At 57.2% G+C, this 24,939-nt stretch carries 24 protein-coding genes; 11 read left to right on the top strand and 13 right to left on the bottom strand.

The window, feature by feature from the left end; genetic code table 11:
- Window positions 1-127 precede the first annotated feature (127 nt).
- The 3 genes from M2422_RS18000 to M2422_RS17990 all read right to left on the bottom strand — a co-directional run bounded on the left by M2422_RS18000 (window position 128) and on the right by M2422_RS17990 (window position 3,094).
- The gene (locus tag M2422_RS18000) at window positions 128-1,675 is read right to left on the bottom strand and encodes a methyl-accepting chemotaxis protein (RefSeq protein WP_064673305.1); all 1,548 of its coding nucleotides are present in this window, start codon (window positions 1,673-1,675) and stop codon (window positions 128-130) included.
- 345 nt (window positions 1,676-2,020) lie between these two features.
- Window positions 2,021-2,509 (bottom strand): TIGR00645 family protein, encoded by a 489-nt coding sequence (locus tag M2422_RS17995; RefSeq protein ID WP_023309169.1) that lies wholly within the window; start codon window positions 2,507-2,509, stop codon window positions 2,021-2,023.
- Window positions 2,510-2,590: 81 nt separating this feature from the next.
- Window positions 2,591-3,094, bottom strand: a complete 504-nt coding sequence (locus M2422_RS17990) for an ESA_00282 family adhesion-associated protein (protein ID WP_023309170.1) — start codon at window positions 3,092-3,094, stop codon at window positions 2,591-2,593.
- A 103-nt stretch (window positions 3,095-3,197) separates the two neighbouring features.
- On the opposite strand from M2422_RS17990, the gene M2422_RS17985 reads away from it, so the two are divergent.
- Window positions 3,198-3,602, top strand: coding sequence for a hypothetical protein (locus tag M2422_RS17985; protein WP_064673306.1), 405 nt, complete (start codon window positions 3,198-3,200; stop codon window positions 3,600-3,602).
- 1 nt (window position 3,603) lies between these two features.
- Window positions 3,604-4,053, top strand: coding sequence for a hypothetical protein (locus tag M2422_RS17980; protein ID WP_064673307.1), 450 nt, complete (start codon window positions 3,604-3,606; stop codon window positions 4,051-4,053).
- 42 nt (window positions 4,054-4,095) lie between these two features.
- Here M2422_RS17980 and exbD read toward each other — a convergent pair whose 3' ends face one another.
- Together exbD and exbB are read right to left on the bottom strand one after the other, a co-directional pair.
- The gene (gene exbD, locus M2422_RS17975) at window positions 4,096-4,521 is read right to left on the bottom strand and encodes a TonB system transport protein ExbD (RefSeq protein WP_023309173.1); all 426 of its coding nucleotides are present in this window, start codon (window positions 4,519-4,521) and stop codon (window positions 4,096-4,098) included.
- 4 nt (window positions 4,522-4,525) lie between these two features.
- Window positions 4,526-5,257, bottom strand: coding sequence for a tol-pal system-associated acyl-CoA thioesterase (exbB, locus tag M2422_RS17970; protein ID WP_023333405.1), 732 nt, complete (start codon window positions 5,255-5,257; stop codon window positions 4,526-4,528).
- A 251-nt stretch (window positions 5,258-5,508) separates the two neighbouring features.
- On the opposite strand from exbB, the gene metC reads away from it, so the two are divergent.
- Together metC and yghB are read left to right on the top strand one after the other, a co-directional pair.
- Window positions 5,509-6,696: a cystathionine beta-lyase gene (gene metC / locus M2422_RS17965; RefSeq protein WP_064673308.1), complete on the top strand. Its 1,188-nt coding sequence runs from the start codon at window positions 5,509-5,511 to the stop codon at window positions 6,694-6,696.
- Window positions 6,697-6,839: 143 nt separating this feature from the next.
- Complete coding sequence (gene yghB, locus M2422_RS17960; protein WP_023309176.1) at window positions 6,840-7,499, top strand: DedA family general envelope maintenance protein YghB; 660 nt, start codon at window positions 6,840-6,842, stop codon at window positions 7,497-7,499.
- Window positions 7,500-7,543: 44 nt separating this feature from the next.
- Here yghB and M2422_RS17955 read toward each other — a convergent pair whose 3' ends face one another.
- Window positions 7,544-8,443, bottom strand: a complete 900-nt coding sequence (locus tag M2422_RS17955; protein WP_033146645.1) for an AraC family transcriptional regulator — start codon at window positions 8,441-8,443, stop codon at window positions 7,544-7,546.
- 195 nt (window positions 8,444-8,638) lie between these two features.
- Between M2422_RS17955 and yqhD the strand changes: the two genes are divergently transcribed.
- Window positions 8,639-9,802 (top strand): alcohol dehydrogenase, encoded by a 1,164-nt coding sequence (gene yqhD / locus M2422_RS17950; protein WP_064673309.1) that lies wholly within the window; start codon window positions 8,639-8,641, stop codon window positions 9,800-9,802.
- A 105-nt stretch (window positions 9,803-9,907) separates the two neighbouring features.
- The gene (gene dkgA / locus M2422_RS17945; protein ID WP_023309179.1) at window positions 9,908-10,735 is read left to right on the top strand and encodes a 2,5-didehydrogluconate reductase DkgA; all 828 of its coding nucleotides are present in this window, start codon (window positions 9,908-9,910) and stop codon (window positions 10,733-10,735) included.
- A gap of 83 nt (window positions 10,736-10,818) precedes the next feature.
- Here the strand turns inward: dkgA and M2422_RS17940 are convergent, their stop codons facing one another.
- A complete protein-coding gene (locus tag M2422_RS17940; RefSeq protein ID WP_064673310.1) occupies window positions 10,819-12,990 on the bottom strand; it encodes a YgiQ family radical SAM protein in 2,172 nt (723 codons plus the stop codon).
- Window positions 12,991-13,189: 199 nt separating this feature from the next.
- On the opposite strand from M2422_RS17940, the gene M2422_RS17935 reads away from it, so the two are divergent.
- Window positions 13,190-14,665, top strand: a complete 1,476-nt coding sequence (locus M2422_RS17935) for a TrkH family potassium uptake protein (protein ID WP_064673311.1) — start codon at window positions 13,190-13,192, stop codon at window positions 14,663-14,665.
- A 30-nt stretch (window positions 14,666-14,695) separates the two neighbouring features.
- On the opposite strand, the gene ftsP is transcribed toward M2422_RS17935, so the two are convergent.
- From ftsP to M2422_RS17915, 4 genes are all read right to left on the bottom strand, one after another.
- Complete coding sequence (gene ftsP / locus M2422_RS17930) at window positions 14,696-16,108, bottom strand: cell division protein FtsP (RefSeq protein WP_033146650.1); 1,413 nt, start codon at window positions 16,106-16,108, stop codon at window positions 14,696-14,698.
- Between the two features lie 58 nt (window positions 16,109-16,166).
- Complete coding sequence (plsC, locus tag M2422_RS17925; protein ID WP_023333413.1) at window positions 16,167-16,904, bottom strand: 1-acylglycerol-3-phosphate O-acyltransferase; 738 nt, start codon at window positions 16,902-16,904, stop codon at window positions 16,167-16,169.
- Between the two features lie 163 nt (window positions 16,905-17,067).
- Complete coding sequence (gene parC, locus M2422_RS17920; protein ID WP_029740706.1) at window positions 17,068-19,326, bottom strand: DNA topoisomerase IV subunit A; 2,259 nt, start codon at window positions 19,324-19,326, stop codon at window positions 17,068-17,070.
- A gap of 118 nt (window positions 19,327-19,444) precedes the next feature.
- Window positions 19,445-19,846: a YgiW/YdeI family stress tolerance OB fold protein gene (locus M2422_RS17915; protein WP_023309189.1), complete on the bottom strand. Its 402-nt coding sequence runs from the start codon at window positions 19,844-19,846 to the stop codon at window positions 19,445-19,447.
- A gap of 139 nt (window positions 19,847-19,985) precedes the next feature.
- On the opposite strand from M2422_RS17915, the gene qseB reads away from it, so the two are divergent.
- The 4 genes from qseB to M2422_RS17895 all read left to right on the top strand — a co-directional run bounded on the left by qseB (window position 19,986) and on the right by M2422_RS17895 (window position 23,012).
- A complete protein-coding gene (gene qseB / locus M2422_RS17910; RefSeq protein ID WP_064673312.1) occupies window positions 19,986-20,645 on the top strand; it encodes a quorum sensing response regulator transcription factor QseB in 660 nt (219 codons plus the stop codon).
- A complete protein-coding gene (qseC, locus tag M2422_RS17905) occupies window positions 20,642-21,979 on the top strand; it encodes a quorum sensing histidine kinase QseC (protein WP_064673313.1) in 1,338 nt (445 codons plus the stop codon). The genes qseB and qseC overlap by 4 nt, the downstream gene beginning before the upstream one ends.
- A gap of 105 nt (window positions 21,980-22,084) precedes the next feature.
- A complete protein-coding gene (locus tag M2422_RS17900) occupies window positions 22,085-22,666 on the top strand; it encodes an NAD(P)H-dependent oxidoreductase (protein WP_023333418.1) in 582 nt (193 codons plus the stop codon).
- A 31-nt stretch (window positions 22,667-22,697) separates the two neighbouring features.
- The gene (locus M2422_RS17895) at window positions 22,698-23,012 is read left to right on the top strand and encodes a putative quinol monooxygenase (protein ID WP_008502984.1); all 315 of its coding nucleotides are present in this window, start codon (window positions 22,698-22,700) and stop codon (window positions 23,010-23,012) included.
- Window positions 23,013-23,095: 83 nt separating this feature from the next.
- Here the strand turns inward: M2422_RS17895 and M2422_RS17890 are convergent, their stop codons facing one another.
- On the bottom strand, window positions 23,096-23,983 hold the full coding sequence (locus M2422_RS17890; protein WP_064673314.1) for a MurR/RpiR family transcriptional regulator: 888 nt from the start codon (window positions 23,981-23,983) through the stop codon (window positions 23,096-23,098).
- Window positions 23,980-24,930, bottom strand: a complete 951-nt coding sequence (locus tag M2422_RS17885) for an iron-siderophore ABC transporter substrate-binding protein (RefSeq protein ID WP_064673315.1) — start codon at window positions 24,928-24,930, stop codon at window positions 23,980-23,982. The genes M2422_RS17890 and M2422_RS17885 overlap by 4 nt, the downstream gene beginning before the upstream one ends.
- Window positions 24,931-24,939: the final 9 nt, after the last annotated feature.

The raw sequence follows: 24,939 nt of genomic DNA, 5'->3' as shown, positions 1-24,939 counted from the left end.
AGCAACACCTCGGAGAAGAGAGCCCAGAACGTCAGGGGGGTTAGCAAAAGAATAGCAGCTTCAGAAGGAGCTGAATGGGGAAGGCGTTAATAATATAAGGCCGCACAAGGCGGCCTTATAGGTTGCGTTATGCCGTCAGGCGGAACTTCTGCACCGAGCGCTGAAGCTCTTCGGTCTGGCGCTCCAGCGCCGCCGCTGCCGCAGAAACCTCTTCAACCAGCGAGGCGTTTTGCTGGGTAACGCCGTCCATCTGGGTAATGGCAATCCCGACCTGCGAAATACCCTTGCTTTGCTCCTCAGAGGCGGAAGCGATTTGCTTCATGATGGTTGTCACTTCCGTCACGTCGCGCAAAATCGCATCCATGGTGGTGCCGGTGTCGCTCACCAGCTGCGCACCCTGCTCTACGCGGGAAACGGAATCGGTAATCAGCCCTTCAATCTCTTTAGCCGCGTTGGCGCTGCGGCTTGCCAGGTTGCGAACTTCGCCTGCCACTACCGCGAAACCACGCCCCTGTTCGCCGGCACGCGCCGCTTCAACCGCCGCATTGAGTGCCAGAATATTGGTCTGGAAGGCAATGCTGTTGATCACGTTGGTGATTTCAGCAATTTTCTTCGAGCTTTCCGAAATACCGCTCATGGTGGTCACCACCTCTTCCACCAGCGAGCCGCCGCGGCTGGCGGTAGTTGAGGCGACATCGGCCAGCTGGCTGGCCTGACGCGCGCTTTCCGCGTTCAGTTTCACCGTGGCGGTCAGCTGTTCCATGCTGGCTGCCGTCTCTTCCAGCGCAGCCGCCTGCTCTTCGGTACGGGAAGAGAGGTCGTTGTTACCGCTGGAGATTTCCGTCGCGCCGCGCCAGATATTTTCACTGCCGGAGCGAATCGTGCTGACCGCTTCGCGCAGGCTGTCCTGCATCGCGCTCAGCAGCGGCACCAGCTGCCCCACGCAGTTGCGGCCGAACGGCTCAATGGGCTGGCTGAGATCGCCCTGGGCAATCTGGCGGAACTGCTGGCGAATGCGAGCCAGCGGTTTGACCAGCATCGCCACCAGATAACGGTCGGTGAAGAGCAGGATCAGCAGGCCGATAATCGTGGCGACGATAATCACCGTGCGGGTCATACTTGTCAGGCCGTCCACCACCACGCGGGTACTGTCGAGCGACTTCGCGGCGGCATTGTTGAACTCCTCAGCGGCCGCACCGAACGCGCGGCTCAGCGGTGGCGTGACGTTGTTGGCCTGCTGGCGATACCCCTCCAGAGCCCCCTGCTTCGCCTGCTGCATTTGCGGCGTGACGCCCTGTTCAAGCAGCGCCTGCCAGGAGCCGATCACCCGGGAAGAGACCTGCTCGTCCATCGGGCCTGGGGAGATCGCTTTCATCTCGGCCAGTTTCTTGCCCATGTTATCCAGCGCCTGTTGGGCAGAGGACAGATCCGGCGTGCCGCCTGCGGCTTTGTCTTCCATCGCACGGCTCAGACGGGTCACAAAGCGGAAATATTGATCGTTACCCTGGCTGAGTACCGTCATCTGTTTAACCAGCTGGCGATCGACTTCATTGCCATCCGATACGCGAGAAAGGGACCAGGTGCTGTACAACCCAACGCCCGCCCACATTAAACAAAAGATCCCGAGAATCGTCAGCATGACGAAACGGATCGTGAAATTACGGAGCATATTCATAAGTCTTCCTTGCCGTGAGGGTGAGTTCGCCCAGAGGCGAGTACTACTCTCGTTATCGGCAGGAAAGAGGGAAATTATAACGTTTTGTGATCATTTTTAATTAGCGTGGCTTCACTGGTCACACAGCTGCCGTTAATCATTAGGCCCGCGCTTAGTGATGCAATTTATGATGTGATAAGTGCAGAGTGGGAAAGCGCTTTGAATCTGTGGCAGGCGTCGTCGGATAAATAATGCTGTCTGATGCCCTCACCCCGGCCCTCTCCCACAGGGAGAGGGAGAAAGGCCGCACCGAGCGGTCCCCTCGCCCCTTTGGGGAGAGGGTTAGGGTGAGGGGTAAGGTGTACTTTATTTCTTACTGATCTTATCCAGATACCCCATCACAAACGCAGACAGCACAAACGTCAGGTGGATGATGACGTACCACATCAGTTTGTTATCCGGCACGTTCTTCGCGTCCATAAACACGCGCAACAGGTGGATAGAGGAGATCGCCACAATCGACGCGGCCACTTTATTCTTCAGCGACGAAGCATCCATTTTGCCCAGCCAGCTGAGCTTCTCTTTACGCTCGTCGATATCGAGCTGGGAGACAAAATTCTCGTAGCCGGAGAACATCACCATCACCAGCAGCCCGCCCACCAGGGTCATATCCACCAGCGACAGCAGAACCAGAATCAAATCCGCTTCGGCAATAGAAAAAATGTTCGGCAGAACATGCCAGATTTCCTGAAAGAACTTAATCGTCAGTGCGATAAGTGCCAGCGAAAGGCCAAAATAGACGGGGGCCAGTATCCAGCGGGAGGCGTACATGGCATTTTCAAAAAAGCGTTCCATAGAGTCCTGTTTGCAAAAGAAACCAGCGCCCAGTATATCTCAACGGCGCTGACTGTTTGCAATAACTCAACGGTACGTCACTCAGACGTTGTCTGGGTTTACCTCGGGACGTGCGTACTCCGGCCAGACAAGCGCCACCAGTTCAGGATAGGCTTCCAGACTGAACTCGCGAAAACACTGACGCAAATTTAATACGTCCAGATCGGAATAAGAGACCTTCTCGCCGTTAAGACAGCGCTTTTTAATATTGTCATAATATTTATAGACTGCTGAATTCAGATCGCTACAGCGACGCTGCGCCTCAAACAGTCCAGGCGTGTCATTAATTTCCGACATTTTCATGCGCTTAATTGTCGCGTGTAAAAAGTCGATATATTCGTGGTTCACCCGCCAGTACCAGACAGGCGTAACGGAGTTCATCAATACAGAGAAATGGTCTTCCCCTTCCTCTTTTGTCATCAGTTCAGGTTGCGGGGGTTCACTGGTGTCTTTCGACACTTTCGTTTTATTGAACTCCTGCATCAATAAAAGCACACCAGCGGTCAGTAATAGTAATGTGATGACCGTAAAAAAGATGCTGTTCATGGGTAGGCTCCTTTTTTTTTGATTTTAAATTTGCCTCATGATATTGTCAACGAATCTCACGCCTTTACCAACCCCACCCTGTTGAAAATAAAGGAAATTAAAAATGCTGCCCGACTATCTCGTCCCGGCTAAGTACCACATTACGCCTGTGGAACAGCAACCGACGGAAGCAGAAAAAGAGGCCAGTTTCACTCAGGGGAAAAGAAAGCTCTCTGATTTCGAGCCCGATATATTAATTGGTGTTTCCCGAACTGGCAAATCCCGAAATATGTTGCTGGAAGAGCACGATCGCCATATAAAAGATCGCTTATTTCGCGCCATAAAAATTGAAGCCTTTGTCCACCTGCTGAATGACCTGCAGGCCGAGGGTGAAATAGATTCCCAGAAACTAAGTCAAATAATGGCTGAAAAAACCGAAGAAATTAATGAAGCGGGCAATGAAATTTGGCTTAATTTAATTACGCGCGAAAAAAACAACCCAATCTTTTATAGCCTGGGGGAAGATTAACGTGAAAGAAGTTAAAAACAACGACGTTTATTTGACTTTAGATGATAAAAAAAGTGATGAATTTATCTTAAAGCAAAATCTCGAGGCGCTGAGAAACACAAAAAATGACGAGATGACGCGTATTACGCAAGACCTGGTATCGATCCCGGCGACGCTGGTTCGTCTGAAATGGCAGAATCGCCGTGAAATTTATCCGTTGCAGGTCAAAGAAGAAATTTACGGTGCCGTGATGAACGCCATCATAGAGCAGCGTCCCGAGCTGAAAGAGAAGCTTCTGGGACGTCTTGAGGCCAATTATCAGTATCTGCTTGCCAGAGAAATCTCCACCCTGCGTCTGACGCGCAAGCTGTCCGACGGTGAGTACCGTACCTCAAACGTCACCTGCGTGGCGCTTGATGAGGACGCGCTGGCAATCCCTTCTACCGCACCGACGGATAATAAAAACGCTTAAGCCGACAGGCATAAAAAAAGCCGGCTTTCGCCAGCTTCTTTATCACTTCGAGGCCGCTTTCTCTTCGCCGACCAGTCCAATCTTCAGGTAACCCGCCTGATGCAGCGTGTCCATTACCTTCATCATGGTTTCATAATCAACGGTTTTATCCGCGCGGAAGAAGACCGTGGTGTCTTTCTTACCGCCCGTAAGCTGCTCCAGCGCCGGGATGACCGAGTCGGCCGTCACCGGGTCGTTCCCGAGGAACATTGATTTATCCGCTTTCACCGACAGGTAGATAGGCTTCTCCGGGCGCGGCTGGGGCTGGCTGGAAGAGGCGGGCAGATTCACCTTCACATCCACCGTCGCCAGCGGCGCGGCCACCATGAAGATAATCAGCAGAACCAGCATGACGTCGATAAACGGCGTCACGTTGATTTCATGCATTTCGCCGTTATCGTCCAGATTTTCGTTTAGACGCATCGCCATACTCTTAACCTGCGCGCAGTTTAGACGCCGCGTGCACCGGCTTAACCGAGCTGGCGTTCAGGTCGAGATCGCGGCTTTGCAGCAGCAGAACCTGCGCGGCAACATCACCCAGCGTGGCTTTGTAGCTGCCAATCATGCGTGCGAAGATGTTGTAGATAACCACCGCCGGGATAGCGGCGACCAGACCGATTGCCGTCGCCAGCAGCGCTTCTGCGATACCCGGCGCCACGACCGCCAGGTTGGTGGTTTGGGTCTGCGCGATACCGATAAAGCTGTTCATGATGCCCCAGACCGTTCCGAAAAGACCGATGAACGGTGAGATCGCGCCGATGGTCGCCAGATAGCCATTGCCGCGTCCCATGTGTCGGCCAACGGCCGCAACGCGACGCTCCAGGCGGAAACCGGTACGTTCTTTGATCCCTTCGTTATCTTCACTGCCAGCGGAGAGTTCCAGCTCGTTCTGCGCTTCGTTCACTAACAGGGTGGTCAGGCTTTTCGCGTGGAAGGATGAGGTCATATCTGAAGCCTGATCCAGAGAGCGGGCTTCAGCCAGCTGCTGCTGTTCCCGCTTAAGGCGACGCTTCTGCGAAAGCAGCTCGGCGCTTTTGCTGAAGAAGATAGCCCAGGTGACAACGGACGCCAGAATCAGGCCGATCATCACAATCTTAACCACGATGTCAGCATGCTGATACATGCCCCAAACGGAGAGATCCGTCTGCATCAAATTATTACCCACTCTGTATCTCCAGGACGCAAATCACAAAATCTGAGCGTAATAATATCAAAACGCCGTCGAATTGATAGTAGTTCTCATTAGTATTTGCATGGTGCCGTAATTTTCGTTCACTTTCCTTGCGCTTACGCAGTAAAAATTTCTTATGCAAATTTTTGCTAATATTTTCTGCTTATTCGATAAGCCCCGGGGTGCAGTTTTTTCCAATCGTGGTAGTCTGGACGTCCAGACGTATAAAAACAGGGTTAGCGAACATGACAAAGAAGCATCTTGATACCACGCTGGTACAGGCAGGACGCAGCAAAAAATATACGCAGGGATCGGTCAACAGCGTGATTCAACGAGCCTCCTCGCTGGTGTTTGATACCGTTGAGGAGAAAAAAATCGCCACGCGCAACCGCGCGAAAGGCGGGCTGTTTTATGGCCGTCGCGGCACGCTAACCCATTTCTCTCTTCAGGAAGCGATGTGCGAGCTGGAAGGCGGCGCAGGCTGCGCGCTGTTCCCGTGCGGGGCGGCGGCGGTCGCCAACACCATTCTGGCGTTTGTGGAACAGGGCGACCATATCCTGATGACCAACACCGCCTACGAGCCCAGCCAGGATTTCTGCACCAAAATCCTCAGCAAGCTCGGCGTAACGACCGGCTGGTTCGACCCGCTGGTTGGTGAAGGCATTGCCGAACTTATTCAGCCAAACACGCGCATTGTGTTCCTGGAATCTCCGGGATCGCTCACCATGGAAGTTCACGACGTGCCGGCTATCGTGAAGGCCGTGCGCAGCAAAGCCCCAGAGGCGATCGTGATGATCGACAACACCTGGGCGGCGGGCGTGCTGTTTAAAGCCCTGGAATTCGACATTGATATCTCGATTCAGGCGGCGACGAAATACCTGATAGGCCACTCTGACGGCATGATTGGCACCGCGGTTTCCAACGCGCGCTGCTGGGATCAGCTGCGTGAAAATGCTTACCTGATGGGCCAGATGGTGGATGCAGACACGGCCTACATGACCAGCCGCGGACTCCGCACGCTGGGCGTTCGCCTGCGTCAGCACCATGAAAGCAGCCTGAAGGTGGCCGAATGGCTGGCGCAGCATCCGCTGGTTGAGCGCGTGAATCATCCCGCGCTATCGGGCAGTAAAGGCCACGAATTCTGGCAGCGTGACTTTACGGGCAGCAGCGGTCTGTTCTCGTTCGTGCTGAAAAAGCGGCTAAATAACGACGAGCTGGCGAGCTATCTGGATAATTTTACCCTCTTCAGCATGGCCTACTCCTGGGGCGGTTTTGAATCTCTGATCCTGCCTAACCAGCCGGAACAGGTTGCGGCTCTGCGCCCCGGCGGTGAAGTGGACTTCAGCGGCACCCTGATTCGACTGCATATCGGTTTAGAAAACGTTGACGATCTGATTGCCGATTTAGCAGCAGGGTTCGAGCGTATCGTGTAGAGTGCTGGCTGAAAATGTACTCCCTGGACGCTTTTGTGGACACCGCAAGCAGAAAAGTCTGCTTGAGTTGCGCCCGGGATCAAACCCGACGGGCGAATAAGGGAGTACAATAGCGCTATATCTGCTGTTCCACAGGAAAGTCCATGGCTGTTATTCAAGATATTATCGCGGCGCTCTGGCAACACGACTTTGCCGCGCTGGCGGATCCTCACGTCGTCGGTATCGTTTACCTCGTGATGTTCGCAACTCTGTTTCTGGAAAATGGATTACTGCCAGCCTCTTTTTTACCCGGTGACAGCCTGCTTTTACTTGCCGGGGCGTTAATCGGAAAAGGCGTCATGGACTTCACGCCAACGATGGTTATTCTCACTTCCGCAGCAAGCCTGGGCTGCTGGCTGAGCTATCTGCAGGGCCGCTGGCTCGGGAATACCCGCGTCGTGAAAGGCTGGCTGGCGCAGTTACCGCATAAATATCATCAGCGTGCGACCTGCATGTTCGATCGCCACGGCCTGCTGGCACTGCTGGCGGGGCGTTTCCTCGCGTTTGTTCGCACGCTTCTGCCTACGATGGCGGGCATTTCCGGTCTGTCAAACCGCCGCTTCCAGTTCTTCAACTGGCTGAGCGCTCTGCTGTGGGTGGGTGTGGTCACCACGCTCGGCTATGCGCTGAATATGATCCCCTTTGTGAAACACCATGAAGATCAGGTGATGACCTTCCTGATGGTGCTGCCGATGTTCCTGCTGGTGGCAGGACTGGTGGGAACCATCGCGGTGGTGATTAAGAAGAAGTACTGCAGCGCCTGATCCCCTCACCCTGACCCTCTCCCCATAGGGGAGAGGGGAAAAGCTTAAGCTCCCTGCATCGTTCTTATGCGTGACGCATCCTCTCCCGGCGTAACGCCGAAATAGCGCTTAAACTCCCGACTGAACTGCGACGCACTTTCGTAACCCACCCGCATCGCCGCCGCGCTGGCCTTCATGCCGTCGTGGATCATCAGCATCCGCGCCTTATGCAGCCGGTAGGTTTTAAGGTACTGCAGCGGCGAGGTGCTGGTTACCGACTTGAAGTTATGGTGAAACGCCGAGACGCTCATGTTCGCTTCCGCCGCCAGCTGGTCGACGCTGAGGTTTTCCGTGTACTGGCTTTCGATACGCTTGAGCACGCGGCTTATCAGGCTGAAGTGGGTCTGTCGGCTCACCAGAGCCAGTAACGCCCCGCCGCCCGGGCCTAGCAGCACGTGGTAGAGAATTTCGCGGACGATCTGTTTGCCCAGAATACGCGCGTCCAGCGGCCTTTCCATCACGTCCAGCAGACGTTCAATGGCGCAGAGGATCTCTTCCGACAGCGTCGCCGAGTTAATCCCGCTCGACGCCATAGACGGCTGGAAGAATTCGTCTTCGCCAATATCCATCAGCAGCTCCTGCAGCTGAAGAATATCGACGTTGACGCGAATACCGGCCAGCGGAACGGCCTCTGTCGCGAAGGTTTCACATTCGAAGGGTAAAGGTACCGTCAGGAGCAGATATTCATTGGTGTCGTAGCGGAACACGCGCTCGTTGATATAGCCAATTTTATGGCCCGAGAAGAGAAAAACGATGCCCGGCTGGTACATGACCGGCGTGCGCGTCCCGGGCTGCGTGCCGTAGAGCAGGCGAATGTCAGGAAGCAGATCGCTGACACCATTTTCTTTATCTATCAGTCTTTTAATCTGCGCAGTGAGCTGATGGCAGATCGCTTCACGGTTCATATTACGTTACTCCGGGTACGGTTTCCGAAGTTGACAGTGTGCGTCGTTTTCCGCGCTTTCTCCAGCGCTCTGTAGAAATGGGCAAGACATCGGCAGGAATGTGCATTGAGAGGATAGCCCCGGACAGACACAATGTGCAGCATCAGGTCGCCCTCTGCGCCACCACGGTTTTTCACCCACTAAAGGGAACGAGCAATGAACAACTTTAATCTTCACACCCCAACCCGCATTCTGTTTGGTAAAGACGCTATCGCCGATCTGCGCGCGCAGATCCCCGCTGACGCCCGCGTACTGATCACCTACGGTGGCGGCAGCGTGAAAAAAACCGGCGTGCTGGATCGGGTTTACAGCGCCCTGGACGGTCTGGACGTGCGTGAGTTCGGCGGCATCGAGCCAAACCCGTCTTACGAAACGCTAATGAACGCGGTGAAAATTGCCCGCGAAGAAAATATCACCTTCCTGCTGGCCGTCGGCGGCGGCTCCGTGCTGGACGGCACCAAATTCATCGCGGCGGCAGCGCACTACGCTGACGGCATCGATCCGTGGCACATTCTGGAAACCCGCGGCAGCGACATTAAAAGCGCCATCCCGATGGGCTCCGTGCTGACCCTGCCGGCCACCGGTTCTGAATCCAACAAGGGCGCGGTGATCTCCCGTAAAACGACCGGCGACAAACAGGCCTTTATGAACGAACACGTTCAGCCTGTGTTCGCGATCCTGGATCCGGTTTACACCTACACCCTGCCTGCGCGTCAGGTGGCGAACGGCGTGGTCGATGCCTTTGTTCATACCGTTGAGCAGTACGTCACGTATCCGGTAGATGCCAAAATTCAGGATCGCTTCGCGGAAGGCATTCTGCTGACGCTCGTCGAAGAAGGTCCGATAGCGCTGAAAGAACCGGAAAACTACGACGTTCGTGCCAACGTCATGTGGGCGGCAACGCAGGCGCTGAACGGCCTGATCGGGGCTGGCGTGCCGCAGGACTGGGCAACCCATATGCTGGGCCACGAGCTGACGGCGATGCACGGTCTGGACCACGCTCAGACGCTGGCCGTTGTGCTGCCTGCGCTGTGGAACGAAAAACGGGATACCAAGCGCGCCAAGCTGCTGCAGTACGCAGAACGCGTGTGGAACATCACCGAGGGTTCTGACGATGCGCGTATTGATGCCGCCATCGAAGCGACCCGAAGCTTCTTTGAAGGTCTGGGCGTGCCAACGCGTCTGTCCGGCTACGGCCTGGACGGCAGCTCCATCCCTGCCCTGCTGGCGAAACTCGAAGAGCACGGCATGACCCACCTGGGCGAACACGGCGATATTACGCTCGACGTGAGCCGTCGCATCTACGAAGCGGCACGCTAAGCGTTTTTGCCCTCCCGACTTTCGTTTTTTGACATTTCGTCCAGACTTAATGCACAACCCATCGCCGGAGGAACCCTCCGGCGATGCGCACCTGAAGGAGGAAAAATGGCAAACCAAACCGTAATCAAGCTGCAGGACGGCAACGTGATGCCCCAGCTGGGGCTAGGTGTATGGAAAGCCGGTAACGACGAGGTCGTCTCCGCCATTCATAAAGCCCTGGAAGTCGGCTATCGGTCCATTGATACCGCCGCCGCATATAAAAACGAGGACGGCGTGGGTAAGGCACTGGCCAGCGCTGGCGTCCCCCGCGATGAGTTATTCATCACCACGAAACTGTGGAACGACGATCAAAAACGTCCCCGCGAAGCGCTGGAGGAGAGCCTGGAGAAACTCCAGCTCGATTTCGTCGATCTCTGGCTGATGCACTGGCCGGTTCCGGCTATCGATCACTACGTTGATGCCTGGAAAGGGATGATTGAACTGCAGAAAGAGGGGCTGGTGAAAAGCATCGGCGTCTGTAATTTCCAGGTTCATCACCTGCAGCGGCTGATTGACGAAACGGGCGTTGCGCCAGTGATTAACCAGATCGAGCTGCACCCGCTGATGCAGCAGCGCCAGCTACACGCCTGGAACGCTACGCATAAAATCCAGACCGAGTCCTGGAGCCCGCTGGCGCAGGGCGGCGAAGGGGTGTTTGATCAAAAGATTATCCGTGAGCTGGCGGATAAATACGGTAAAACCCCGGCGCAAATCGTCATTCGCTGGCATCTGGACAACGGCCTGGTGGTCATCCCGAAATCGGTCACGCCATCGCGCATCGCCGAGAACTTCGACGTCTGGGATTTCCGTCTGGACAAAGAAGAGCTGGGTGAGATTGCGAAGCTGGATAAGGGTAAACGGCTTGGGCCGGACCCGGACCAGTTTGGCGGGTAATCGCGTAAAAAAGCCGGGTGGCGGCTTCGCCTTACCCGGCCTACGTGTCGACATAAAAACCCCGGCTTGCCGGGGTTTTTTATTTACGCTTTGCGCTTCACGGGCTTCTTCACACTCGAATTACCGTTCGAACGCTGATGCACAATCGGCGTGTGCTTGGTCAGCGCCGGGCGCGTATTGCGGTTCTGGCGACGCGCTTCGCGCATCTCATCCAGCGTCGGGGCCGGCACCAGGCAGTCGCGGCGCGAGCCGATCAGGTGTTTTTTACCCATCTCTTCCAGCGCCTGACGGATCAGCGGCCAGTTTTTCGGATCGTGGTAGCGCAGCAGCGCTTTATGCAGACGGCGCTGTTTATCCCCTTTCGGCACCACCACCTCTTCACTCTTGTAGCCAATCTTACTCAGCGGGTTCTTGCCGGTGTAATACATGGTCGTCGAGTTAGCGAGCGGTGACGGATAGAAGTTCTGCACCTGATCCAGGCGGAAGCGACGCTGCTTCAGCCACAGCGCCAGGTTCACCATGTCCTCATCGCGCGTGCCCGGGTGGGCGGAGATGAAGTATGGGATCAGGTACTGCTCTTTACCCGCCTGCTTTGAATAGGTATCGAACAGCTCTTTAAAGCGATCGTAGCTGCCCATGCCCGGCTTCATCATTTTCGACAGCGGGCCTTCCTCGGTGTGCTCCGGCGCAATCTTCAGATAGCCGCCGACGTGGTGCGTTGCCAGCTCTTTGATGTAGCGCGGATCTTCCACAGCGATGTCGTAACGTACCCCGGACGCGATCAGGATCTTCTTGATGCCCTTCAGGTCGCGCGCGCGGCGGTAGAGGTTGATCGTCGGCTCGTGGTTAGTGTCCATATGCTCGCAAATGCTCGGATAGACGCAGGAGAGGCGACGGCAGGTTTGCTCCGCGCGCGGCGACTTGCAGCGCAGCATGTACATGTTCGCGGTTGGGCCGCCAAGGTCGGAAATCACGCCGGTAAAGCCCGGCACCGAGTCGCGAATCGCTTCGATCTCATTGATGATCGAATCTTCAGAGCGGCTCTGGATAATACGCCCTTCGTGTTCGGTAATGGAGCAGAACGAACAGCCGCCGAAGCAGCCGCGCATGATGTTGATCGAGAAGCGGATCATCTCATACGCCGGGATACGGGCGTTACCGTACGCCGGGTGCGGCACGCGCTTGTACGGCAGCGCAAAGACGCTGTCCATCTCTTCGGTGGAGAGCGGGATCGCCGGCGGGTTAATCCAGATAAAGCGCTCGCCGTGCTTCTGCATCAGCGCGCGGGCGCAGCCCGGGTTGGTTTCATGGTGCAGAATACGGGACGCGTGCGCGTAGAGCACCTTGTCGGCTTTCACCTTCTCGTAGGACGGCAGCAGCACGTAGGTCTTTTCCCACGGTTTCGGGCGCGGCGGCTGCACAACGATTGACTTCGCTTCCGCTTTTTTCGGCTCAACCGGCTTGTTATCGGCACACGGCAGATCTTCACCGTACGGATGCGGGATCGGGTCGATTTTGCCCGGCATATCAATGATGCGGGAATCCACCCCGCTCCAGCCCGGCAGCGCCTCTTTCACCATAATGGCGGTATTGCGCACGTCGCGGATGCTGCTCACCGGCTCACCCTGCGACAGACGGTGCGCCACTTCCACCAGCGGACGCTCGCCGTTACCGTAAATCAGCATGTCGGCTTTGGAATCCACCAGCACCGAGCGGCGAACGGTATCTGACCAGTAGTCGTAGTGCGCGGTGCGGCGCAGGCTCGCCTCGATGCCGCCCAGGATCACCGGGACGTCTTTCCAGGCTTCTTTACAGCGCTGGGTATAGACCAGGGTTGCGCGGTCGGGGCGTTTACCCGCCACGTTATCCGGCGTGTAGGCGTCGTCATGGCGCAGCTTGCGGTCGGCGGTATAGCGGTTGATCATCGAGTCCATGTTGCCTGCGGTGACGCCGAAGAACAGGTTCGGTTTACCCAGACGCATAAAGTCGTCTTTGCTGTTCCAGTCAGGCTGGGAGATGATCCCCACGCGGAAGCCCTGCGCCTCAAGCATACGGCCACAGATGGCCATGCCGAAGCTCGGATGGTCAACGTAGGCATCGCCCGTGACCAGAATGATGTCGCAGCTGTCCCAGCCCAGTTGGTCCATCTCTTCCCTGGACATCGGCAGGAATGGCGCCGGTCCAAAGCAGGCCGCCCAGTACTGAGGCCAGGAGAAGAGGTCACGATCCGGCTGGATCAGGGAAATTGCGCTCATAATGCTTCCGAAGAAAAAATAGACAAAAGGAGCGGGATTATACGCTGTTCATCCGCCAGATTTGAAGAAAAGGATGCAGGAAGCAGGCAGATATTCGTGGAAGTCGTTAAAATACGGCGCCCTGATAATTTTGAATCATAATATTCACTATATTTTCCGGTGAGTTGCCCCGGAACGTGTTATTGCGCGGAGCTCTGTCGTGAAGCCCAACGATTCGTTACATGTATCCCAGCTGCGGGTTGTCCTTCACCTCTGCGGTTTTCTGGTTCTGCTGTACAGCCTTTCCATGCTGCCTCCGATGGTGATCGCCCTGCTGAATAAAGAGCGGACCTACTTTGCCTTCCTGACCACCTTTTTAACCTTTTTTACTCTCGGAGGGCTAACCTGGCGGGCAACCCGTCACGCCGGCATACAGCTTCGCACCCGCGACGGGTTTGTGATTATCGTGCTGTTCTGGCTGCTGTTTTCATTCATTAGCGCCATGCCGCTCTGGATGGATGACGGGCTACAGCTCTCCTTTGCCGACGCGCTCTTTGAAGGGGTTTCCGGGATCACCACCACCGGGGCAACGGTGATCGGGGACGTCAGCGCCCTGCCTAAGTCTTACCTTTATTACCGCGCACAGCTGAATTTTATCGGCGGGTTAGGCGTCATCGTGCTGGCCGTCGCGGTCCTGCCGCTGCTGGGCATCGGCGGCATGAAGCTCTATCAGTCAGAGATGCCGGGGCCGTTCAAGGAGGAGCGTCTGACTCCCCGCCTTGCCGATACCGCGCGGACGCTGTGGGTGACCTACTTCGCGCTGGGCGTGGCATGCACCCTGGCCTACTGGCTGGCGGGAATGTCATTTTTTGACGCCCTCTGTCACGGGCTGTCGACCGTGTCGTTGGGCGGGTTCTCCACCCGCAGCGAGAGCATTGGGTTTTATGACAGCCACGCGATTGAGCTGGTCGCCGGGGCGTTTTCACTGCTCTCCGCGTTCAACTTCACTCTCTGGTACGTCGCCATTGTCAGACGCACCCTGAAACCGATTCGCCGCAGCCCGGAGGTTAAATTCTTTCTGAGCGCCGCCGCGGTGATTATTGTCATCACCGCCTGGCAGGTCTGGCATGCCGGGATGTACAACGCCACGGATAGCCTGGTGCACGCCTTCTTCCTTGCCAGCTCGATGATGACCGATAACGGCCTTTCGACCGCCGACTATGCCAAATGGCCCGCACACACTATCTTCCTGCTGTTGAGCGCCAGCTTTTTTGGCGGCTGCGTAGGCTCGACCTGCGGCGGGATCAAAGCCCTGCGTTTTCTCATTATGTTCAAGCAGAGTATTCAGGAGATGAACCAGCTGGCGCATCCGAGAGCGCTGCTGAGCATTAAGGTGGGCAAAAGCGTGGTGAATGAACGCGTCCTGCGCTCGGTATGGAGCTTCTTTTTTCTCTACGTCATGATCACGGGCTTTTTTGTCTGGTCGCTCAATCTGATGGGCTACGACCTGTTTACCTCATTCGCAACGGTTGCCGCCTGCATCAACAACATGGGGCTGGGGTTTGGCGAGACGGCGTCGACGTTTGGCACGTTAACCGAGGGGGCAAAAATGCTGATGTGTGCGGCGATGATCTTAGGGCGTCTGGAAATTTACCCGGTACTGATTCTGTTCTCGCGCTTTTTCTGGCGGGCATAAAACATTCCCGGCGAACCGGGAATGTTGGGGTTAAGGTGCGGGGTTGATCAGCATCTGCCCCACGGAGCCCCTGTCCATCATCTCCAGCGTCTGGCTGTGGAACAGGAACGGGAAGTGCGGCCACGAAGGCTGACCGTAATAGACAAGCAGTTCAACCTGGCCGTCCACCCAGACGGTATCTTTCCAGCCGCGATCTTCCGGGAACGGCATCGCGCCGTTGACGTTGCGGATCAGGAATGCCACCCCTTCAATATGGAACGACTGCGGCATATCTGAACGGACCGTCCAGCGCTCCCAGGTGCCCTGCTGCGCGGTAATGTCGATGCGGTTAACGTCCCACAGCGCGCCGTTGATGCCCGGGTCATCGCCCAGGCTGATATCACGGCTGCGCACCGGCGAGCCGCTCATGATCTCCTGCGGCAGCAGGCGCATTGGCAGGCTATCGGTCACCAGCGGCAGCAGGCCGGTCGGGCGCAGGGTCAGCACCAGAGTCGAGACAAGAATACTCGACGGTTCAAAGAACCCGCGAATGCGGTCCACAATGCTGGCCGCTTCACCGCAGGTGACAGACACTTCATCCCCATTGGTCATATCAATGAGAACTTCGCGACGTTCGCCCGGCGAGAGCGCCAGCTGTTTGACGGAAACCGGCGCCGGTAAAAAGCCCTGGTCGCCGGAGATCACGTGCAGCGGACGGCCATCGCTCATTTGCAGCTGATAGCGGCGCGAGTTGGACGCGTTGAGCAGGCGCAGGCGCACCCAGCCTCGCGAGACCTCGACATACGGGCTTTGCGCGCCGTTGACCAACAGCGTATCGCCGACGAAGCCACCGCTGCCCGGCTCGCTGTATTCCGGCGTACCGAAATTATCCAGACGCTTGTCCTGGATGATAACCGGGAAGTCATCCACGCCGTAGTGGTTCGGGATCGGCAGGGATTTGCTGACCTCATCTTCCACCAGCCACATTCCGGCCAGGCCATTATAAACCTGCTGCGCCGTGCGGTTAGGCGTGTTGGCGTGATACCACAGGGTGGCCGCGCTCTGGCGAATCGGCAGAACGGGCGCCCAGTCGGCGCTGGGAGACATCATTCGCGCCGCGCCGCCAATTAACGGGCCAGGCACCTGCAGGCCGCTGATGGTCATGGCGACATTTTCAGGGGTACGGTTACTGTAGATGAGCTTTACGTCATCGCCATTCCACACGCGTATGGTCGGCCCAAGGTAACGTCCGTTAATGCCCCAGACCGGCGCGCGCGTCCCCTGGGTAAAGGACCAGTGGCTACGCTGCAGCGTCAGGAAAAGCGGCTGACCGCGACGGGATTCAATTAATGGCGGAATGGGCAGCGGCTGTTGCTGCCCGGCGGCGCTGGCTGTCAGCGGCATCGCACCCGCACAAAGGGCGATCCCGGAAGCCTGAATAAACTGACGCCGACTGAGTGACATATAAGCTCCATCTGAAACGACTAACAACGCGGGAATTCGTTTTCCCTTCAACGCCGGATTAAATCTTACCGGCGGCTTCTCTCTCTGCGACTTCTTTGTCGAGCTGCGCAATATGCTGAGCCATCAGCTCACGGCAGTGCGCTGCCAGCTCGCGCACCTGGTCTTTACCGTATTTGCTGGTATCGACGGGTGGCAGCATTTCGACAATCACCAGCCCGTTATTCAGGCGGTTAAGATTAATCTTATTCGAAGTATTGGAAACGCACACAGGAATAATTGGAACACCTGCCGCAATTGCGGCATGAAACGCACCGGTTTTAAACGGCAGCAGGCCGCGGCCGCGGCTGCGCGTTCCTTCCGGGAACATCCAGATTGAGATTCTGCGCTTTTTAAAATGATTGACCACTTCCGCAATGGTGCTGTGCGCTTTCGCACGGTTATTACGGTCGATCAGCAGGTTACCGGTCAGCCAGTACAGCTGGCCAAAAAACGGGATCCACAGCAGGCTTTTTTTCCCCACCGTCACGGTCGGTGGCAAAACGATATTTGCGGCGGTCACCATATCGTAATTGTTCTGATGGTTGGCGATATAGATGGCGTTACCGAAATTCTCCGCCCCTTCAGGCAGACGTTTTTCAACCTTCAGACCAAACAGCGGCGCAAGGCGACCGAACATATGGCCGAAGGTGGCAACATGCTTAGGATTACGCGGACTGAACAGGCAATAGATGCAGCCGAAAATACAGACCAGAATGCAGTAGATAACGGTAAGAATAAGACGAACAATATATAGCATAGCGACCTCTGAAGCCCCAACAGCTGACAATTATACTTCACCTGTGGCCAGGTAAGGACTTTATTACGAGCGCGTATTGTTAATCGCAACGCACGAATTAACAACGATTTTACGGGAAATTTTATTGAAACTCCCCCTCCGGGCAGAGGGGGATATCACGACATTACTCTTCGCTGTCACCCGCGGTGCTGCGTGCAGGAGAGTCAATCTCCACGCGGTCGATGCGCTGCAGGCCGCGCATCAGCGAGCCGCGGCGACCGCGCTCACCCACCACTTTCTGCAGCTCTTCCGGACGAAGCTTGATCTTACGCTTGCCGACGTGAATGGTCAGCGTGCTCTGCGGCGGCAGGAGGAAGAGGTGCGCCAGGCCATCTTCGCCTTTCGCGGCTTCCGCCGACGGGATGTTGATGATCTTGTTGCCCTTGCCTTTCGACAGCTCCGGCAGATCGCTGACCGGGAACATCAGCATACGTCCGGCGGTGGTGATCGCCAGCAGCATGTCGCTTTCGTTCTCAATCACCAGCGGCGCCATTACGTGGGCGTTGTCCGGCAGGCTAATCAGCGCCTTACCGGCACGGTTACGGGAGACCAGGTCGTTAAAGGTACAGATAAAGCCGTAGCCCGCATCGGAGGCCAGCAGCAGCTTCTGGTCATCGGCTTCCATCAGCATATGGTCAACCGTCGCCCCCGGCGGCAGCGTCAGCTTGCCGGTGAGCGGCTCGCCCTGCCCGCGCGCGGAAGGCAGCGTAATCGGGTCGATGGCGTAGCTGCGGCCGGTGGAGTCGATAAACGCCACCGGCTGGTTGCTCTTGCCTTTCACCGCCGCTTTGAAGCTGTCGCCCGCTTTGTAGCTCAGCCCCGGCGCGTCGATATCGTGGCCTTTGGCGCTACGCACCCAGCCGCTCTGCGACAGAACAATGGTCACCGGCTCGGACGGCTGCATGTCGTGCTCGTTCATGGCCTTCGCTTCTTCGCGCTCGTGCAGCGGAGAACGACGGTCGTCGCCGAAGGCGTCTGCATCGGCCTGCAGCTCTTTCTTCAGCAGGGTGTTCATCTTGCGCTCGGACGCGAGGATCGCCTGCAGCTGATCGCGCTCTTTTTCCAGCTCGTTCTGCTCGCCGCGGATCTTCATCTCTTCCAGTTTGGCGAGATGGCGCAGCTTCAGTTCGAGGATCGCTTCGGCCTGGGTTTCGCTGATGCCAAAGCGCGACATCAGCGCCGGCTTCGGTTCGTCCTCGGTACGGATGATCTCAATCACTTCGTCGATATTGAGGAACGCCACCAGCAAACCTTCGAGGATATGCAGGCGCTTAAGCACTTTCTCCAGACGATGGTTCAGACGACGGCGGACCGTATCGCGGCGGAAGGTCAGCCATTCGGTGAGGATCTCCAGCAGGTTTTTCACCGCCGGGCGTCCGTCGAGGCCAATCATGTTCAGGTTGATGCGGTAGCTTTTTTCCAGATCGGTGGTGGCAAACAGGTGGTTCATCACCTGCTCCATGTCCACGCGATTGGAGCGCGGCACGATCACCAGACGGGTCGGGTTCTCGTGATCCGATTCATCGCGCAGGTCGTCCACCATCGGCAGCTTTTTATTGCGCATCTGGGAGGCGATCTGCTCCAGCACTTTGGCACCGGAAACCTGATGCGGCAGCGCGGTGATCACCACGGCGCCGTCCTCTTTATTCCACACCGCGCGCATACGCACGGAGCCGCGACCGTTCTGGTAGATTTTGCGGATTTCCGCGCGCGAGGTGATGATCTCGGCTTCGGTCGGGAAATCTGGCCCCTGCACGATATCCAGCAGCTCGTCGAGCGTCGCTTTCGGCTGCTCAATCAGGGTAATAGCGGCTTTCGCCACTTCACGCAGGTTGTGCGGCGGAATGTCCGTCGCCATACCGACCGCGATACCGGTGGTACCGTTCAGCAGGATGTTCGGCAGACGCGCAGGCAGCATCTTCGGCTCCTGCATCGTACCGTCGAAGTTCGGCACCCAGTCAACGGTTCCCTGACCCAGCTCGCCCAGCAGCACTTCGGCATATTTAGAGAGGCGGGATTCGGTATAACGCATCGCCGCGAAGGATTTCGGATCGTCCGGCGCACCCCAGTTCCCCTGCCCGTCCACCAGCGGGTAGCGGTAAGAGAACGGCTGCGCCATCAGCACCATCGCTTCATAACAGGCGCTGTCGCCGTGCGGATGGTATTTACCCAGTACGTCACCGACGGTACGGGCGGATTTCTTAAACTTGGCGGTGGCGTTCAGCCCCAGTTCGGACATCGCATAGACGATGCGGCGCTGAACGGGCTTCAGGCCATCCCCGATAAACGGCAACGCCCTGTCCATGATGACGTACATGGAGTAGTTCAGGTAGGCGTTTTCCGTGAATTCATGTAGCGCGAGGCGCTCTGCCATATCGCTCATTACGTGTGATTCCTCAACTCAGAAACCGAAGGGTTTCAGGCAATATTGCCGCAGATACTACCTCATCTGATGAATTGAGTCACAAAGAAAAAGGGCCGCACAGGCGGCCCATTTCGGGTTATTTGTTCAGCTTAATAACCTGCTTCACGTCGATTTCAAACTCGTTCCAGTCTTTATCGACTTTACCCTGCAGTTCAACTTTATCCTGCGGAGTGACGGTCACGCCGTTCCAGCGCTTGTGGTCAATCTCAACTACGACCGTGCCGGACTCATCGCGGAAGGTGTAGCGGTCATCGGACAGGCGCTCGGTGATGTTCCCGCGCAGCTTCACCCAGGCATCGTCCTTCAGGTCTTTCACTTTTGCCGCAGTGGTGAGGTTGGCGTTGTTATCGACAAAACCGCCCTGCTGAGTTTGCGTCTGGGTCTGTGTGGCCGATGGGCCAGTAAAACCGCCCTGAGCAGCAAAGACCGGCGCGGTGGTCATCATCATGATGGCAGCAATTGCAGCGAATTTTTTCATCTTCATCTCTCCCTTTAATGTCGTTTCGCAATCCATTTAACAGGGTAATCCTTAACAACTTCTTAAGGGAAAAATTTATTTATTATTGCTGTACAGCAGGCGCTTACAGAGGGTTTACTGACGACATCAAGGAGGGAACATGCGCATTTTACTGGTAGAAGACGACAGGTTAATCGGCGACGGTATCAAGGCGGGGTTGAGCAAAAAGGGTTTTAGCGTGGACTGGTTTACCGACGGTAAAACCGGCCAGGCCGCGCTCTCCTCTGCACCCTATGATGCCGTGGTGCTGGATCTGACGCTGCCGGAAATTGACGGTCTGGACATCCTGCGCGCGTGGCGCGAGAGCGGGCGCAGCGAGCCGGTACTGATTCTGACGGCGCGGGATGCGCTTAACCAGCGCGTCGAAGGGCTACGTCTTGGCGCGGATGATTATCTCTGTAAGCCGTTCGCGCTGATCGAAGTGGGTGCCCGCCTCGAAGCGCTGGTCCGCCGCAGCCACGGCCAGGCGAGTAGCGAGCTGCGTCACGGGAAGGTCACGCTCGATCCAACCCGTCTCGTCGCCACGCTGGACGGTGAGCCGCTGACGCTCAAGCCGAAAGAGTTCGCGCTGCTGGAGCTGTTAATGCGTAACGCCGGTCGGGTGCTGCCGCGAAAGCTGATCGAGGAAAAACTCTATACCTGGGACGACGACGTCTCCAGCAACGCCATCGAGGTTCACGTCCATCATTTGCGCCGCAAGCTCGGGAGCGAGTTTATCCGCACCGTGCACGGCATCGGCTACACCCTGGGTGACGCATGAAACTGAGCCTGAAGCTGCGCCTGACGCTTCTCTTTTTACTTCTGTCTCTGACGGCCTGGTTTGCCGCCAGCCTGGTTGCCTGGCAGCAGACGACCCACAAGCTCGACAAGCTGTTCGATACCCAGCAGATGCTGTTTGCTAAACGGCTGCTGACGATGGATCTGGACGAGATCCGCGCCCCCGAACGCATGCGCGAGATCCCGAAAAAAGTGAAGCACGGTCGTCTGGACGACGACGCGCTGGCTTTCGCCATTTACGCCGTCGACGGCAAAATGCTCCTCAACGACGGTGAAAACGGACGCGATATTCCGTACCACTATCGCCGCGACGGGTTCGATAACGGGCAGCTGCAGGGCGACAACGACGAGTGGCGTTTTTTATGGCTAACCTCACCCGACGGGAAGTACCGCGTGGTGGTCGGCCAGGAATGGGAGTACCGCCAGGAGATGGCGCTGGACGTGGTCAGCTCGCAGCTGACCCCCTGGCTGGTGGCGCTGCCCGTGATGTTGCTGCTGCTGATCGTCCTCCTGAGTCGGGAGCTTAAGCCGCTGAAAAAGCTGGCGCAGACCCTGCGCTCCCGCTCGCCGGATGCCACCGATAAACTGCCGACCGAAGGTGTCCCTACGGAAGTACGCCCCCTGCTCGACTCGCTGAATCATCTCTTCGCGCGCACCCAGGAGATGATGATCCGCGAGCGCCGCTTTACGTCCGATGCCGCCCACGAGCTGCGCAGCCCGCTGGCGGCCCTGAAGGTGCAAACTGACGTGGCCCAGCTCTCTCATGACGATCCGCAGGCGCGGGAAAAGGCGCTGACGCAGCTGCATGCGGGCATCGACCGCGCTTCCCGGCTGGTGGATCAACTCCTCACGCTGTCGCGTCTGGACTCGCTGGATAACCTTGACGATGTCGAACCGATTCCCCTGGCCGACTTGCTGCAGTCGGCCGTGCTGGATATCTGGCATCCGGCGCAGCAGGCGGGCATTGATATTCGCCTGAACATCCATGCACCAGAGGTGACACGCACGGGCCAGCAGCTGCTCCTGAGCCTGCTGGTGCGCAACCTGCTGGACAACGCGATTCGCTACAGTCCGCGCGGCAGCGTGGTGGACGTGACGCTGGACGCGCGTGGCTTTACCGTGCGCGACAACGGCCCAGGCATTTCACCTGACGCGCTGGCGCGCATCGGCGAGCGCTTTTATCGCCCGCCGGGTCAGGATGCCACGGGCAGCGGGCTGGGGTTATCCATTGTAAAACGCATCGCCGCCCTGCACGGGATGCGCGTTTCGCTGGGCAATGCCCCTGAAGGCGGTTTTGAAGTGAAGGTCAGCTGGTAAGGGATTATTGCGTTTAACGCAAAAGACTTTGCACATTTTGCTCATTTTACCGCACCGTCCTCGCGCGTAGAATACTGGCCATACTCTCATCATCGAGGACAAATAATGAGCAATATCCTGATTATCAACGGTGCAAAAGAATTTGCGCACTCTAAAGGCCAGCTGAATGACACCCTGACCGAGGTCGCGGACGGTTTCCTGCGCGACGCCGGGCATGATGTTAAGGTCGTGCGTGCAGACAGCAATTATGACGTGAAGGCCGAAGTGCAGAACTTCCTGTGGGCTGATGTGGTGATCTGGCAGATGCCAGGCTGGTGGATGGGCGCGCCGTGGACCGTGAAAAAATACATGGACGACGTGTTCACCGAAGGTCATGGTTCACTGTATGCCAGCGATGGCCGCACCCGCTCTGACGCCTCCAAAAAATACGGCTCGGGCGGCCTGATTCAGGGCAAAAAATATATGCTCTCGCTGACCTGGAACGCCCCGCTGGAAGCCTTCACCGATAAAGATCAGTTCTTCGAAGGCGTGGGCGTCGACGGCGCGTACCTGCCGTTCCACAAGGCTAACCAGTTCCTGGGCATGGATCCGCTGCCGACCTTTATCGTCAACGACGTGATTAAAATGCCTGACGTCCCGAGCTATATCGCAGAATATCGCAAGCATCTCGCGGAAATTTTTGCTTAACTGGTAGCCTGGAATTAAAGGAGTAGTAAACATGCTTACCGTAATCGCAGAAATCCGTACTCGTCCAGGTCAACATCACCGTCAGGCGGTGCTGGATCAGTTCGCGAAAATTATCCCGACCGTACTGAAAGAAGAAGGCTGCCACGGCTACGCGCCGATGGTGGATGCCGCCACTGACGCCAGCTTCCAGGCGACCGCGCCAGACTCGATCATCATGGTTGAGCAGTGGGAAACCGTCGCGCATCTTGAAGCGCACCTGCAGACCGCGCACATGAAAGCGTGGAGCGACGCGGTGAAGGGTGACGTGCTGGAAACCCACATCCGCATTCTGGAGCAAGGGGTTTAAGTTTCCCCTCCCCCGCCCTCTCCCGAAAGGAGAGGGAGAACAGATCCAGGCCCGGTGAGCGTCAGCGCTACCGGGCTTTGTTTTTAGGTGCTTTTCTTCCCCGGCTTTAACCCACGGTGTAACTCGTTGATGCGCTTCATCGACTTGATGGTGCGCTGCGGCTCGGTGGAGGCGACGGATAAAATGATCATCTCCAGACACAGCAGCACCGTGCCGTGGAGCGGGATTTTGCCTTTTTCGCCGCCGCGCGGAACGTGGATCACCACGCTGGCCTCCTTGCTGAAACGCGAATCAAGGGCGTTAGTCAGCAGGATAGTTGGAATGCCCAGACGTTTTGCTTCACGCAGGGTGGTTTGCCCCTCCCGGTGCGCGGATTTCTGCGCCATCATCACCAGCACGTCGCCGCGCTGAAGCGCAATCAGCTGCTCGGCAAGCCCTATCCCGGTGCGGTTAAGCGGCGTGGCGGGTAACCCCATGCGGCTGAACAGCCTGGCGGTGTACTCGGCCAGAATGCCGGAGGCGCCAATGCCAAATATGGCGACCTGCCTCGCCTGCGCCAGCAGAGAGACCGCCTGCGCCATCGCGTAGCGGTTGTGGGGCTCGGATAACACCTCGCAGGTGTGTTGATGCCCCTCCAGGACAAAATCAATGCTCGCGTTGACGTCGCTGGCGAGCGTATTCACCGTGGTGGACATCTTTTCGCTTGAGGTGACCACCGGACCAAACCACTGCTCCAGCGTCTGCTTGAGATCGCGCAGCCCGGCGAAACCCAGCGCCTGAATGGCGCGGACCACCGTGGCATCCGACGTTTTCAATACGGCGGCAATCTCCATGGCGGTCTGCTCCATCACCGCCTCGCGGTTGTCATGGATATAGCGTGCAACCTGCAGCAGACGCGGCGTCAGCTGATGCGCACGCGCGCGGAAGCGGTCACCATAGACATCCACGCGCCCTTTCTCTTTGCGGATCACCGTGACGCCTCCGGCAGCGGACGCCCGGCAATCTGCGACTGCACCTGCGCGGCCATCAGCCCTAACGAGGCGTACGAATTCGAGATGGCCTCTTCACGCGAGATCAGCACGTAATGCCCGGTTCTGCAGGCATTCAGGAACTGACACCAGCCCGGCATGACCGCATCCATCGCCGCCAGCTCGTCCTGCGGTTTACCGCCCGTATCCCCGCGCCAGGTGGCGAAGACGAAATCGGCATCCAGCTCCGGCAGGCGCTCGGCGCTGACGTCGATGCGCCCTCCGTCCGGGATGGACTCAATCAGCGGCGGGAAGATGAACCCGGCGTCGCGCAACACGCGGCCCAGCGAGTGGTAGCTGTGCATGGCATTAATCTTTCCCTGATTCGCCTGAATCACGGACACGGTCACCTTGCTGGTATCAATTGTCGCCTTCAGCGCCTTAATCTGCTCCTGATAGCGCCGCTCCAGAACCTTGAGCCGCGCCTGCGTTCCCGTCAGCTGAGCCAGCTTGCGGTAGATCTCCGGCGCACCGCCGTCGAGATGATCGATGCTCACCGTCGGGGCAATTTTTGCCAGCTGTTCCAGCGGGGTGTTGCGGGTCGGCTCGGTAACGATGAGGTCAGGCTTTGCGGCGGCGATGGCTTCAATGTCGATATCGGCCGTGCCGATAAACTTAATGTCGGAATTATCAAAGTCGACGCCGGTCAACATGCCGCTGGAGCGCAGAAAGTGGCTGCCGTCCGGCCGCGTGCGGCCATGGCTTGCCACCGGCGGCACGCCAAGCTCAATCAGCGGAATGGTGATATCCAGATCGTGTAAAGAGACAATCCGTTTCGGATGAACCGGTACCACCACTTTTCGGTTAAGATCGTCAGTAAACGTCTGCGTCGGCTCCGCCGCACCCACCGCGAACCCCACCAGCAACAGCATCGAAAACACTACGCGCATTTTAGTCCC

The organism is Enterobacter sp. SLBN-59, from assembly GCF_024807915.1.
GTDB lineage: Bacteria > Pseudomonadota > Gammaproteobacteria > Enterobacterales > Enterobacteriaceae > Enterobacter > Enterobacter asburiae_B.
This window is presented reverse-complemented; position numbering and strand designations above follow the sequence as displayed.

Excerpts from the sequence above, each read along its gene's own strand:
- M2422_RS17985 (WP_064673306.1), top strand. The coding sequence starts at position 3,198 with ATGCTGCCCGACTATCTCGTCCCGGCTAAGTACCACATTACGCCTGTG.
- qseC (WP_064673313.1), top strand. The coding sequence starts at position 20,642 with ATGAAACTGAGCCTGAAGCTGCGCCTGACGCTTCTCTTTTTACTTCTG.
- M2422_RS17940 (WP_064673310.1), bottom strand. The coding sequence starts at position 12,990 with ATGAGCGCAATTTCCCTGATCCAGCCGGATCGTGACCTCTTCTCCTGG.
- yqhD (WP_064673309.1), top strand. The coding sequence starts at position 8,639 with ATGAACAACTTTAATCTTCACACCCCAACCCGCATTCTGTTTGGTAAA.
- M2422_RS17900 (WP_023333418.1), top strand. The coding sequence starts at position 22,085 with ATGAGCAATATCCTGATTATCAACGGTGCAAAAGAATTTGCGCACTCT.
- M2422_RS17885 (WP_064673315.1), bottom strand. The coding sequence starts at position 24,930 with ATGCGCGTAGTGTTTTCGATGCTGTTGCTGGTGGGGTTCGCGGTGGGT.
- exbD (WP_023309173.1), bottom strand. The coding sequence starts at position 4,521 with ATGGCGATGCGTCTAAACGAAAATCTGGACGATAACGGCGAAATGCAT.
- yghB (WP_023309176.1), top strand. The coding sequence starts at position 6,840 with ATGGCTGTTATTCAAGATATTATCGCGGCGCTCTGGCAACACGACTTT.
- parC (WP_029740706.1), bottom strand. The coding sequence starts at position 19,326 with ATGAGCGATATGGCAGAGCGCCTCGCGCTACATGAATTCACGGAAAAC.
- ftsP (WP_033146650.1), bottom strand. The coding sequence starts at position 16,108 with ATGTCACTCAGTCGGCGTCAGTTTATTCAGGCTTCCGGGATCGCCCTT.
- M2422_RS17995 (WP_023309169.1), bottom strand. The coding sequence starts at position 2,509 with ATGGAACGCTTTTTTGAAAATGCCATGTACGCCTCCCGCTGGATACTG.
- M2422_RS17990 (WP_023309170.1), bottom strand. The coding sequence starts at position 3,094 with ATGAACAGCATCTTTTTTACGGTCATCACATTACTATTACTGACCGCT.
- M2422_RS17955 (WP_033146645.1), bottom strand. The coding sequence starts at position 8,443 with ATGAACCGTGAAGCGATCTGCCATCAGCTCACTGCGCAGATTAAAAGA.
- plsC (WP_023333413.1), bottom strand. The coding sequence starts at position 16,904 with ATGCTATATATTGTTCGTCTTATTCTTACCGTTATCTACTGCATTCTG.
- dkgA (WP_023309179.1), top strand. The coding sequence starts at position 9,908 with ATGGCAAACCAAACCGTAATCAAGCTGCAGGACGGCAACGTGATGCCC.
- M2422_RS18000 (WP_064673305.1), bottom strand. The coding sequence starts at position 1,675 with ATGAATATGCTCCGTAATTTCACGATCCGTTTCGTCATGCTGACGATT.
- M2422_RS17915 (WP_023309189.1), bottom strand. The coding sequence starts at position 19,846 with ATGAAAAAATTCGCTGCAATTGCTGCCATCATGATGATGACCACCGCG.
- metC (WP_064673308.1), top strand. The coding sequence starts at position 5,509 with ATGACAAAGAAGCATCTTGATACCACGCTGGTACAGGCAGGACGCAGC.
- qseB (WP_064673312.1), top strand. The coding sequence starts at position 19,986 with ATGCGCATTTTACTGGTAGAAGACGACAGGTTAATCGGCGACGGTATC.
- M2422_RS17895 (WP_008502984.1), top strand. The coding sequence starts at position 22,698 with ATGCTTACCGTAATCGCAGAAATCCGTACTCGTCCAGGTCAACATCAC.